General features: G+C 49.5%; 10 protein-coding genes. 3 read left to right on the forward strand and 7 right to left on the reverse strand.

The window, feature by feature from the left end; all coding sequences use genetic code 11:
* Positions 1-339: 339 nt before the first annotated feature.
* The 7 genes from DESTI_RS17660 to DESTI_RS17690 form a co-directional block, all read right to left on the reverse strand.
* The gene (locus tag DESTI_RS17660; RefSeq protein WP_014811332.1) at positions 340-729 is read right to left on the reverse strand and encodes a DUF1987 domain-containing protein; all 390 of its coding nucleotides are present in this window, start codon (positions 727-729) and stop codon (positions 340-342) included.
* A gap of 8 nt (positions 730-737) precedes the next feature.
* Positions 738-1289, reverse strand: a complete 552-nt coding sequence (locus DESTI_RS17665) for a SiaB family protein kinase (protein ID WP_014811333.1) — start codon at positions 1287-1289, stop codon at positions 738-740.
* Positions 1270-2487, reverse strand: a complete 1218-nt coding sequence (locus DESTI_RS29085; RefSeq protein ID WP_014811334.1) for a SpoIIE family protein phosphatase — start codon at positions 2485-2487, stop codon at positions 1270-1272. Before DESTI_RS29085 ends, DESTI_RS17665 begins: the two co-directional genes overlap by 20 nt.
* Positions 2488-2495: 8 nt before the next feature.
* On the reverse strand, positions 2496-3023 hold the full coding sequence (locus DESTI_RS17675) for a V4R domain-containing protein (RefSeq protein ID WP_014811335.1): 528 nt from the start codon (positions 3021-3023) through the stop codon (positions 2496-2498).
* An 87-nt stretch (positions 3024-3110) separates the two neighbouring features.
* A complete protein-coding gene (locus DESTI_RS29090) occupies positions 3111-4943 on the reverse strand; it encodes a sigma-54 dependent transcriptional regulator (RefSeq protein WP_014811336.1) in 1833 nt (610 codons plus the stop codon).
* Between the two features lie 40 nt (positions 4944-4983).
* Entirely contained in the window at positions 4984-7662 is a 2679-nt protein-coding gene (locus DESTI_RS17685) for a response regulator (RefSeq protein ID WP_014811337.1), read from the reverse strand.
* Positions 7663-7666: 4 nt separating this feature from the next.
* On the reverse strand, positions 7667-9355 hold the full coding sequence (locus DESTI_RS17690; protein WP_169316385.1) for a sensor histidine kinase: 1689 nt from the start codon (positions 9353-9355) through the stop codon (positions 7667-7669).
* Positions 9356-10672: 1317 nt separating this feature from the next.
* On the opposite strand from DESTI_RS17690, the gene DESTI_RS17700 reads away from it, so the two are divergent.
* From DESTI_RS17700 to DESTI_RS17710, 3 genes are all read left to right on the forward strand, one after another.
* A complete protein-coding gene (locus DESTI_RS17700) occupies positions 10673-11083 on the forward strand; it encodes a bacteriohemerythrin (RefSeq protein ID WP_014811339.1) in 411 nt (136 codons plus the stop codon).
* A gap of 100 nt (positions 11084-11183) precedes the next feature.
* On the forward strand, positions 11184-12131 hold the full coding sequence (locus DESTI_RS17705) for a PilZ domain-containing protein (RefSeq protein WP_014811340.1): 948 nt from the start codon (positions 11184-11186) through the stop codon (positions 12129-12131).
* A gap of 28 nt (positions 12132-12159) precedes the next feature.
* Entirely contained in the window at positions 12160-12393 is a 234-nt protein-coding gene (locus DESTI_RS17710; protein WP_014811341.1) for a hypothetical protein, read from the forward strand.
* Positions 12394-12420: the final 27 nt, after the last annotated feature.

A 12420-nucleotide genomic window follows, 5' to 3' on the forward strand; every position in this document is an offset into this window, starting at 1 on the left:
GCGGCAACCATTCCAATTAGTTCATAAAATCCGTTAGCTTGGCATAGATGCCTAACCCCACAATGAGCCAGTGGCGGCTGGCATCCCAATGCTGTTGAGTTAATGTTACCTGTTCGCTCATGCCACGGGGGTGATCGTCACCCCGTCGAAGGCCGGGGTCCAGAAAATATCGAAAGAACCGGATCCCGTCTTCCGACGGAATGACGAAGCAGTTGCGCCTCTCGGGCCAACCGCTTAAGTCAACAGGATTGGGGGTGACAAGTTAATCAAGCAATCGGACAATGTATTGGCAATATACAAAGAGCAAATTGGTACCAAACATTCAGGGAATAAGGCCTGTTATTCGTTCTCGATTTTCACGAGATTGAAGGTGACTGCTTCCAAGTCTTCCATGAATTCTTCCCCACATTCCAGCGCGGTATCGTTGTCTTCAAGATAGCGCCAGTTGATCACCACCTTTCTGCCTTTCTTGGCGAATCGATCCAGCATATCGAACAAGTTGAGGAAGGCCTTGGAACTGCTGCTGTTCAAATAAATCATTTCCAGGTTTAATACGATCCCCTTGTCTTCGCACTCATTCAGGCATTCATTCACCCATTGCAGAATAGGTTCGTAATATCTAGCGGCGTTCTCCGGATAGGATTTACCTTTCAGCTCGAGTACGCCGGTCGCCGCATCAAAGTGCACAGAAGGTGTAGATTTTGTTGCATCTAGAATGAGATGGTTCACGGTATCCCTCAAATCGATGTCACCATAGAGAAAAAGAATTTGTCATCATCCACAGGGATTAGGTTGAATTCCAGCGGCTTGCTCGCACGTCGTGCCATATCGATAAAGCCGAGCCCTGCGCCTTTGGATTTGCCTTCGCCAGATGCCATCTTACGCTGTTTTTTGTACAGGTCTTTGAGCTCTTCCTTGCTCATTTTGCGAAGTTCCTCGAGTCGCTTAGCGAGTATTTCCGCGCTTTGTTTGCCAACGTAATTTCCACAACAAACATAAAACTGGCCATTTGACTTTCCGACTGTAACGATGCCGAACCGAAGCTCCTCACCGCCGCTCTTCTCTGAAGAAATTTTTTCGGCTGAATGACTCAATATGTTCTGCATTTGTTCTACGAAGATCGGAAACACCTTGCTGATTGTGCTGGTCTGCGTCCCTTCAAGTTCCATCCTCTGCCAAAGCGTTTCCCCGATTCCTTCGACAATGCTTTGAGACACCGACCCGCAAAAGCAAAAAATTATTCCTTCTTTCATGAGGCTCTTGTAAAGTTCATGCACGGATAATGCCACTGCCTTGACCTCCTGGTACGGAAAAAGGATTGAATCCCACGAGGGTGATGTCATCCAGTTGCGGCTCGTCTCCTCTATATGTCTCAATTGCTTCCTGGATGTCCCGCATTTGATCCCGAAACGGTTTCTGGCAATTATCCAAGATGAGTCGCTTGAACCGCTTCTTGCCAAAAGGAAGCCGCCTCGGCCCTCCTGTTTGATGGAGTATCCCGTCAGTGCAAATATAGAAAATAGTATTGTCGTCGATCGCGACCGTGCGATTGACATATGAGAAGTTCAACTTGGAATTTTTGTACCCAACGCTCTGCCTGTCTGGAGGAACTTCATAAAGATCACCCTCTCTGCAGCACCAGAGCCCGATTCTGGCGCCGGCAAAGGTCAATTTCCTCTCAAGCTTATTCACTAAGCAGATCCCAATGTCCAGGCCATCGTCAGAAGAAGTCTCTTTATGGTGCTGATTCAGAGAGCTCTTGACGAGCCGATTAAGATGAGTCAGGAGGAGGGCGGGATCCTTGTACCCGACCTTTTCCACCGCTCGATCCAAACTTGCTCCGCTGATCATCGTCATAATTGCGCCAGGGACTCCATGCCCTGTGCAGTCTATTACCGAAAGCAGAAAGCCTTCCGGAACGGTCTCATATTTGTATATATCTCCACCAATCAGATCTTTGGGTTCCCAGATTATGAAGTAATCTCCCACATTGGAGGCCATTTCCTGTTGATTTGGCAGGAAAGCAGTTTGAATGGTTCGGGCATACCGGAGACTGTCCATGATCTCGGTATTTGCTTGCACCAAGCTGAGTTCGATCTCTCTCTTCTCTCTCAAAGAATCGATCATCGAGTTGAACGCATCTGAAAATCCTCCGAGGAAATCGACCCGCTGGCTCAAGTCGCCCATGGCTACTTGCTTTGTTTGCCAGGTTAAATGGCGCAGACTGGCGTGAAGTCGTTTGAATGGCGAAATCAGAAAATTCCTGCGTGGAGGCTCGATCTCCAGAAGCCCCTTAGAAAGAGACGAAAGGAAATCGGAAGCTTCGGAAAATTTCTCGATAAAGTGATTCGTGGTCTCGCAGAGCTCTTTCAGTTCGTCATCCAGGCACTGACCGTTTTGATCAAGAAGTCGCGCGGGGGTACCGTTGAGTAGACTCATGAGTGCTTGCTGCACTGATTTCACTATGGCTGATTGTGCTTGATTCAATTATGACCCTAGCTCTTCAAGTTTACAGAAAACCTGCAGGTTCTTTCCCCTGAGGCCCAGCAGTCTATTTCTCTGACCTCGAATTCCTTGCCTGTATACGTATCCAGTACTCCTGCGATGAATCCTTCATCGTAATCGCAAACCGTTTCGCCCTTCAAAGGGAGTCCCGAACAATCCAAGTCTTCATCAACGGTCAAAACAAATTCCATCTTCTCAAGATCAGCCTTTTCGATTCTGAGAATTCCAATTCTAAGCAGCTTCAGCTTTTCTTGAAGATCGGCAATAAACTCATTGAATTCGAGTTTAACGTTAAGAACACTTTTGCAGAATTCCGAGCCAGCCAACTTGCCGGCCTTTACGAGGATTTGGCTGGCAGCCTGCGGATCATATTCGACAATCAGGACGTCCCTCATAGTGTACTGCATCAGTCTATAGACAGCTACGAGGGTAGTGGGGCCAAGGTTCGGCCTTCCTTGGTCTATGTTACCCAAGTCTTCCCACCGGAAGTGACTGGTTGTCCTGTCTTCTTTGAACATTTGTCTTCTCCTGGGAAAGCAAATTCACATATATTAGTTTGGAAATTCCCTGTTGGTCAAGGATAAACGGCTTTTGGCTTTGTATCGCTACAAGACCTTGTTACGTGGAGAGACTCGCACTCTATGCTCGTGGTCCGGTGAGTAGAATCCCAATGTTTTCATCTGCCGCTTCAGCGAGTCTCTGCTTATTTTTAAAAGGCGAGCTGCCTCGGTCCTTTTGCCGCTGCATTTTTCAAGTGCTTGCTCTATGAGCGACCTCTTCAAATCGTTCGCCATATTGGTCAACGATTCCCGGAGGGGAAACGTCGCAGTCCATGTCCAGTCAGTCTGAGAAACCTCGTCGTGGAATGCTTCATCTTCGACCAAATCGATCTTGAGTTGTCCGCCTCGAGACAATATCAGAGATCTTTCAAGTACGTTTCGCAGCTCGCGAACATTCCCGGGCCAGGAATACCGGCAGAGTTTGCGCATCGCCACTGAATCGATTTCTGGGGTTCTGTCCAACTGCATCTCTGAGGTTAGCTCCTGCATGAGTTTTCGAGCCAGGATCGGGATGTCTTCAATCCTCTGTCTGAGAGGTGGCACAAAGACCGAATACACATTGAGCCTGTGAAAGAGATCAGCCCTGAATCTTCCCTCGGAAATCTCCTTCTCCAGGTCTCTGTTGGTGGCGGCGATCAGGCGTGCGCTTACCCTTATGGTCTTCTCTCCCCCAACTCGACTGAACGTCCTCGTGTCCAAAAAGGTCAGAAGCTTGGCCTGCAAAGAAAGCGGAAGCTCCCCAATCTCGTTAAGTAAAAGAGTTCCCCCCTCGGCAAGTTCCAGCAACCCACGTTTTCGCCTTGTTGCCCCGGTGAACGCACCAGCCTCATGTCCGAACAACTCGGATTCTGCCAATTCACGCGCCAGGGCGGCGCAGTTGATGGTGAAATACGGTCCGTCGGCACGTTTTGAATGCTCATGGATGAAGCGAGCCAAGTGGTCTTTACCGCTACCACTTTCACCTGCGAGGAGCACAGTGCTGTCCGTTTCCGCAACGAGCAAAGCCTTGTCAATGGTTTGGCGCATGGCTTCGGAAGTCGGACGATCCGGGACGATTCGATGCAATCTGGTCTGCACGTCCTTTCTATCTGTAATGTTCCGAAGGATGCCGCACAGCCCGTTGATTCTCCCGGATGCGTTTCGAATGGGCACCTTGATTTCCAGGAACGTGGTGGGTATCCCATTAACCAGTCTCGTCCGCTCTTCTTCTACGGTTTCGCCTCGCAGAACTCTTTCAGCCACTTCTCTGTTATGTCTTCCTGCTTCTTCACCGAAAAGATCCTCATCCGTTAATTCCACGAGATCGGCAGCAGGCTTGCCAAACAGCCTTTCCACTGCTGGATTCACATGCGTGTATTGAAGGCTTGAGTTTTGTACGAAAATGCAATCCTGGGCGGCTTCGAATATGGCCCGAAGTCGCTCTTCACTCTCAGCCAGCGCTGCGGTGCGCTTTTCAACGATGACCTCCAAGTCGGCTCGGTGTCGCTTGATCTCATCCTGAGCAGCCTTCATCTTAAGCAGGGACTCCATGCGAACCTTCAACTCAACCTTGTCAACAGGTTTGGAGATGAAGTCGTTTGCACCAGCTCCCACCGCCTCCAATCGGTCTCGTTTGTTTGTAAGAACGGTGACCATGACGATCGGTATGTCAGAGCAATCCTGGGAGCTCCGAATACGTCGAGTCACTTCAAATCCATCCATTCCGGGCATCATCACGTCCAAGAGTACCAGATCGAAGCTCATATCTAGCATTGCCAAAGCCTCGGTTCCGTTGGAAGCCACCTCGGACGAGTACCCAAGAGACTTCAGCATAGCTTGCAACAGATTTCGGTTGCGCTTCTCGTCGTCTACCACGAGTATATGTTTCCCAATGTTCATTGTTTTCACCGTATGCCATGAGCGAACCGATCGACGACACCTATCCTTCCGAGGTTCTCCTCAAGAGGTCACGAATCACCTGCCTCAACACGCGAAAGTCAAAGGGCTTCGAAATGTAGGCCGCACACCCGGTAGCCAGGCATTCTTCTTCATCAGCAGCCATCGCGCGGGCAGTGACCGCTACTACGGGAATGGCAGCGGTCTCCGGCGACTGCTTGAGAGCTCGGACAGCGGTCAACCCGTCCATCGCGGGGAGTTCGATGTCCATCAGGATCAGATCGGGCTTTTCTATCTTGGCGAGCAACAAACCGTCTTCCGCGTTTCTGGACTGTATTACCCGATGTCCCGATTTCCGTAAGATCGCCGACATCAGATTCAAGTTCCGCTCAACATCCTCAACAGCAAGAATTGTGGAGGGCGTTGAAAGATTATTGGTATGCGAGGATATCGTTTCGTAAACGCCGGGACCGGGCAGAAACGAATTCGGCGTGTTAGACTGTGGCTCAACTATTGGAATCGTGAAATGAAATGCGCTTCCTCGCCCTTCTCCTTCGCTTTCCACCCAGATTCCTCCGCCGTGAAGATTTACCAGACTCTTTGTTAAAGCCAAACCGATACCGGTGCCGGCTTCACTCCTTGTATATGATGAATCCACCTGCTCAAACATCTGGAAAATTCGCTCTCGATCCTCAGCCTTCAAGCCGATTCCGGTGTCTGTCACACTTACGATTACTTCGTCCTCTGTCCTGCGGAGGCCCACTGAAATTGCACCGCCGTCCGGCGTAAACTTGGCAGCGTTAGACAGAAGGTTATACATGATCTGTTTCAGTTTGACCTCGTCCGCCTGAATCTCCAGGTCTTCGAGCCCGCAGTCGACATTAAGGCTGATCGATAGCCCATGTTTCGTGGCTTTTTCTCTAATCATCGTGAGGCTGTGCTCTATCAACTGAACGACCTGCAATTCGGAGGCTTCCAGCTCCATCTTGCCAGCCTCAACTTTTGCCAGGTCCAGAATTCCGTTGATGAGATCGAGCAAATAATGGGCGCTGTCGAGGACATCTCCAAGGTAAAGCGACTGCTCGTCATTGATTTCGCCTGCTGAATGATCCAGCAATAGCTCTGAAAAACCAATGATGGCATTCAAGGGCGTTCGCAGCTCGTGGCTCATATTGGTCAGAAAATCCGTTTTCGCTTGGTTTGCATACTCTGCAATCATACGTGCTTGTATGAGATCAGTGACATCGATGAATGATTCTATCCCTCCAACTATTTCTCCTTGTTCATTTGTCATCATCGAGGCATTTTTAAGCACAGTCAGAACGCGTCCATCCTTTGCTCTGAAGTTGGCTTGTACTTTGACGATATCTTTGCCGAGATTCGGTAGATGAAGTGCACAGTTAGCTTTGCACTGGTCGCCCCAAAAACTGCGACATGTTTTGCCGATTGCTTCTTCTTCGCTATATCCGGTCATTCGACAAAACTCGTTGTTTACTTCTGTGATCTTACCGCCAGAGTCCACAATAAAGATCGCGGTGGCGGCTGTGGCTAGGAGCTGCTGCTGAAGGTCATTTGCTCGTCGCAATTTGTCTTCGGCTCGCTTGCGCTCTGTTATGTTGCGTGCCGTGTATACGGATCCCATGATCGGGCCGTCCTTTATACGTATTGGCGAAATTCGAACGTCGAAAACTCCCCCGAGCCTATCTGCCACCACTTCGGACTGACATTCGCCAGAACTATCAAGCATTTTGGCGTGCGGGCAATTGTCTGGGGAAACCGTTTGGCCATGCACGACCTCACAGCAATTCCGCCCGAGGGCTCGGTCTTGTTCGATTTTGAGAGCCTGACACATGGCGCGGTTCATGCGAACAATCCTGTGTTCCTCATCCAATATCATTGTGCAGTCGGACACCGCATCGAATGTCAGCTCCCACTGTGTTTTAGCTCGGAGGATCTCCTCTTGGGCAGCCGTTTCCGCCGTTATATCCTGATAGGTAGCGATGTGCTGACCACATCCAAGGATGACCGTCCGAAAACTAATCATCTTGTGGGTTCCATCTTTGCATGTGACGACGAAGTTTTTTGGTTCAACCTCGCCCATCCGGCCCTTGCTTAGAGTCTCCCTTCTCCAATCTGAGCAGACTCTGTCTCGATAATTGTTGTCTGGAAAAGCCTTTTCGAACAATGTGTCGATGTCGGAAACGTCATCAGTCGTATAGCCAAATATCTCAGTGAACTTAGGGTTGAAATATTCAAAACTAGTGTCAGGGGCCATGACTGATATGCCAAAAGGAGCGGCCTCGCTTAAGTTCCTAAATCTTGCTTCACTTGCCTTAAGTCTCCGTTCCATCCGGTTCTTGTAGAGAGCCATCTCTATGGCGCTTCGCAGCTCCTTCTCCCCGTAAGGCTTGACAAGGTAACCGAGGGGTTCAGCCTCTCGAGCCCTCGCCAGAAGAGCCTCGTCCGTGAACGCAGTCGCATAGATCACCGGAACATCCAAGACGGTCCGCAAGTGGCACGCTGTTTCAACGCCGTCCATCGGTCCCTCAAGTTTGATATCCATCAACACCAGGTCCGGCGGATCCTTTTCCGCGAGGGCGATTGCTTCCTCGCCAGTACTTACTATCGCTGCAATTTGATAGCCTAACTTTGCAAGGCGATTCCTGAGCAGCATGGAGATCACAGGGTCGTCTTCCACGACAAGTATCTTAGGTCTCGACATGGTTTCAACTCCATCCCTGAACTTCAGCTTGCTTGAATATCATCGAAAATTCGGTGTGTTCGGATGTGTCAAAACGAACCTCGCCTTGAAGCTTCCTCGCGAAGGCAGCCACCAACTCCAGGCCCAATGAACCTGAATTCTCTGGTCGCATTTCCCCCAAAATCCCTATTCCGTCATCTCTGATCACAAGTTCGAATAAATCTCTGTCCAATGATCGAAGGCGTACTTGGACTGTGCCTCCTCCACCTTCAGGAAATCCATGTGTCATGGTGTTGCCTAGGAGTTCTGTAATGATTATGCCTATGGGAATAGCCGTTTCCAGACTGAAGCAGATCTTATCGACATGAATATCGAGAGCGATTTTCGCGGTGGATTCATCACTAAACCCTATCAAGTCGTTCACGAGATCTGTGACATATTCATCAATCCGTATTTGGGCTAGGTTGCCAGATCCGTAAAGCTTTTCGTGAACTAGAGCCATTGCCTTTATCCGAGCATTCGCGCTCCTTAGCACGTCGACCGCTTTTTGTTCGTCAACATGGTCGGCCTGAAGAGTGAACAGCGCCGAGATGACCTGCAAATTGTTCTTCACTCTGTGGTGGATCTCTCTCATTAGCACCTCTTTTTCCTTCAGGGATGCTTTCAACCGTTCTTCCGCTATCTTTCTCTCTGTGATGTCCCTTGCAATAGCCTGAACTCCCGTGATCTGGGCATCTTTCAACAGGAGTTGCACGTTTTGGCCAATCCATATTGTGGTTCCATTTTTGGCAACAATTGGGAACTCGTAGTAAGTCTGAGGAGTTCTTTCGGCCATCTGCGACGAGTACCATTTAATGACCTCTTCAACGTGATCGGGATGAATAAGAAGGTAGTATGGTCGCCCCACAAGCTCTTCAACAGCATATCCGCTCTGGTTAAGGGCGACCGGGTTGAGATAAGTAAACCGCCCCCGGTCGTCAGTGGTATATATACTGTCATTGGCGCTTTCCACGACCCGTCGATATCGTTCTTCGGTCGCGACAAGCTCTCTTTCGACAGCTCTCCGCCTGCTAATTTCGGTTGTCAGCGCGTGGTTGTGCTTCTGCTCAAGAAGGAGTTGTCTCTGTTCAATCGTCAGATCCTCCACGAGCGTCATTACCAGCCTTTCCGTTCCAAGCCTAATCGATCGAAACGTAATACGGCCCCAAATCTCGATGGGTTTGATACCTAAGGCAGCATTCAAGACTCGTTGTTGTCGCGTGACAAAGACTTCCTTCACTGTTTCTTCCGCCTTCGCAGACTCCGTGAGATCAGAGAGTATGCTTGCGAATGGCTTTCCAACTATCTTTTCGTAGTCAGAACCCAATCTCTCACAAACCCGGTTTGCTGCAGCAATGTTGCAGGACTGATCGATTAGGAAAGCCATTATGGGTAGTGCCTGGAGTAGCTTTCCCAGGCTTGTTGTCCAGATCGTACAGCCCAGGTGAAAACTGCCTGACTCTGTGATATCCGATGAGAGTAGCTGAGTTAGGTCAAGTGTAACCGTATTTTGAGAATGAGGGTGTGGAAATGACGAAGGGTCGGAGCCTTCTGACCGATCGACCAGATCGATCTCAGCATCAGCCTCGGGGAACGCTCGCGAAATGCCGAGACCCACGCTTCGATTTGGCGAGCATGGTTCTGAATGCTCTCCACTGCGGCAATCTTCTTTCATACTTTTCTCCAGCGGATAGAACCTGAAAATGTTGACCATTGCCTCCATAGCCCGCTATCCTCTGCGGTTTTCACCGAGACCACTTTTGAGACATCCACTCGACAGGATACCCTATCAGCGTGTCGAGAAAAAATGAAAATCCACTGGGATAGCCCCTTACCTGAGATTATTGCACATATGGCATTAGAACCATAAATCCAGCGGGCTGTCATGCCGCTCCTGACTTCTTCAAGGGAGCTGAGACGTGAGACTTACCACAGTAGTTGCTCACTGGACCGAAACGCTCTTTTTTTTCCTTCCTCCGCCAATGCCGCACCAACAATAATTGCGGCGACGGCCACGATCCCAAACATAACCCGTACCGGAAAAATGAACTTTATTCAAAAATGCTCCTCCCCTGGTTTGTCTTGCATTAAAAGATCTCTGAACTCCCTGAATACTTTTTGATCATTCTTCATGAGTCTCATGCGATGTCCGTGATGCTTGAAGCATGAAGCATGCCAGTTTAGCTAACCTCTGACATCCTGACATAATGCTGCAGTGATCTTGATCCAGAACTATGGCTGTAGGAGTTTAACGAAGATCGAAAAGACGGAGCGGAGGGTCCGATTGACCCTACCTTCATTTCTGATGGCAATAAGTACCTATAATAATGAATAATTATCTGCATGGGTCACACCCGCCCTAACTTGCACTGATACTCAAAGATCTGGGCCCGCTTCGCGGTATCGTCGGCCGTGTCATTTCCAGCCACTTCTGGGCCAGTTCTCAGAAGATGCGCCCCTCCACCACTTTTCATCGATCTCACCCCATATTGAGAGATTCATCTCAAGAATCGTTTACCATTGTACAGGGTCGGACCTCTCCAGCCCGAGGCCCCAGGGTCTCCTAGACCCACAAGCAACAAATCTAAAATATTACATAGCCTTGTCAATATGAGCGTCTGGGAACGAGTCTATGAGACCCAACTCATGTCTGTCGAACTGGCAGTTGGGACAAAAGAGGTTCCAAAATTCTCCACAAGAAACGCCGCGATATTACTGAAGATATTTCTTCAAGGGAAAGTCTCTTCATGTTTGGCACAGCACATGCAACCGCCCGACTACGCTGATGCAAACGCAGGAAGGGCTTCCGCGCGGTGCCTGCAATGCCAAGCGTGGTTGCTTGCGAAGGGACTATAAGAAACGGCGAGCAAGACCAATAGGATGACCACGGGGAATGGAGGTGCATGACGGGCTGGCGATTCCTCTGTTCGTTGCATAGAAATCGAAGATACGCATTCAATATTAGAAAATTGGCCCATAAGGAGGCATGATAATGGCTGACTGGATTTCCTGGACCTCTGATTTGACTCTCAATGTGCCAAAGATCGATGAGCAGCACCGAGAATTGATCCGTCAGTTTAACGATCTCGGAGAAGCCGTGTGGGATGGTAAAGGGCGGGAAGCCATAGGCGACATCCTTAGATTTCTTGCAGACTATACGGTCAAGCATTTCCGCGACAGAGAACCTCTCATGGATACGTTGAGTTATCCCAATTCTGACGCCCACATGAAGGTCCACGCCGCCTTGATAGAAGAGGTAAGTGAGTTTATCCGCAAGGTTGAAGTAGGCTCGGTCGAGAGCCAGCTGGTGATCTCGGTCGTTGACAGGCTGGGCCAATGGACGAGGCAGCACATCAGATTAGAAGATAAGGCTCTGGGCCAATATGTTCTCAGCAAAGAGTGAAGCTTGGGTGTATCTGTCATTCAGATGGAAGGTTTTGGCCGAAATTGCTGTGAATTCCGAATCATGTCTGTCGCCAGATGTGGGCTGATCAGGAGGGGGCATGAACAAGCCTAAGATTTGTGCCAAGCAAGCTTTAGAAGATATTCAAGCAGGCAATGATGATGATTACCTCATGAAGAAATACAGGCTTTCGCCAAAAGGTCTCCAAAGCCTGTTCCAAAAATTGGGACAGGCTGGGATCATCAAGCATTTGAATGCACATGAGGTAATGGCAGACCTGAGAACTGGAATTAGCAGCCAAGGTCTCATGAAAAAATATGGGCTGACGTCAGAAGGACTGCAGAACCTGTTCCAGGAGCTCGATCGCGCAGGTCTTCTGAGGGGAACTGCTGAACAGCGCGGGGTGCCATCCAAGGTGGTCATCAACATTCACCGGATAGCGGAAGATATTCGGGTGGGTCTGACCAAGAGCCAGCTAATGCAGAAATACCATCTGAGCGCCCGAGGTCTAAGATGGATATCAATGACCCTCATCAGTTCGGGAGCGATCGCATGGTGGGAAATATACGACAGCCTTTGCGCAAATTACGAAGACCTGATTCCGGACAGGTTGAGGCAAACTAGGAGATACCCGCTGCCATTTCATTGCCCTGTCCATGAAGCGGACAATCCGCATGTGGTTGGACAATTGCGGGACGTTTCCGAGAATGGACTGGGAGTCGTCGGCATGAGAGCCCGCACAGGCGACACGAAGAATCTTGTAATACAAGGTGATGAGTTCGGTGAGTTCGCCAGCTTTTCACTCGAGAGTACATGCCGTTGGATCACGAAAGACCAACGAGGAGTATTTGTGGCCGGGTTCGAGATTTCCCATATCTCGATTGGAAATTTGAAGGAATTCGAATTATTGCTTCATATAGTGAAGTCGCGAGTAGAGACAAACCGTTCCTCAGTGGGAGGCACGTGTTTCGCGGAGGTACCTGTCTCAGACGGGAGACTGACGAGAAATGAGAAGCGGTCGGATATTGCGTCCGACTTAATGGATTGAGAACAGGTTTGCGAGGTGTCGGTTCATAATGCGAAAGATCGGTGCAAAAGAAATAACCGCTGATATCAGGGCCGGGATGGGCGACTACCAGCTAATGGAAAAATACAGACTTTCTGCAAAACAGTTGGAAATCATACTGAGGAAACTGCTGGAAGCTGACCTTATCACCCACATGCAACTCTATGAAAGAACGAGCCTGTCGGATAGTCAAATAACGAAGGCATTTGTCGATTCGCAACAAGCTGTCGGAGAATTAGAGTAGCGGCTCGGCGATGAGCCACTCAATCCA

Origin of the sequence: Desulfomonile tiedjei DSM 6799 (genome assembly GCF_000266945.1) — a bacterium.
Lineage (GTDB): Bacteria > Desulfobacterota > Desulfomonilia > Desulfomonilales > Desulfomonilaceae > Desulfomonile > Desulfomonile tiedjei.

Coding starts and splice junctions, on each gene's coding strand:
- DESTI_RS17675 (WP_014811335.1), bottom strand. CDS start 3,023: ATGTTCAAAGAAGACAGGACAACCAGTCACTTCCGGTGGGAAGACTTG.
- DESTI_RS29090 (WP_014811336.1), bottom strand. CDS start 4,943: ATGAACATTGGGAAACATATACTCGTGGTAGACGACGAGAAGCGCAAC.
- DESTI_RS17685 (WP_014811337.1), bottom strand. CDS start 7,662: ATGTCGAGACCTAAGATACTTGTCGTGGAAGACGACCCTGTGATCTCC.
- DESTI_RS17690 (WP_169316385.1), bottom strand. CDS start 9,355: ATGAAAGAAGATTGCCGCAGTGGAGAGCATTCAGAACCATGCTCGCCA.
- DESTI_RS17700 (WP_014811339.1), top strand. CDS start 10,673: ATGGCTGACTGGATTTCCTGGACCTCTGATTTGACTCTCAATGTGCCA.
- DESTI_RS17705 (WP_014811340.1), top strand. CDS start 11,184: ATGAACAAGCCTAAGATTTGTGCCAAGCAAGCTTTAGAAGATATTCAA.
- DESTI_RS17710 (WP_014811341.1), top strand. CDS start 12,160: ATGCGAAAGATCGGTGCAAAAGAAATAACCGCTGATATCAGGGCCGGG.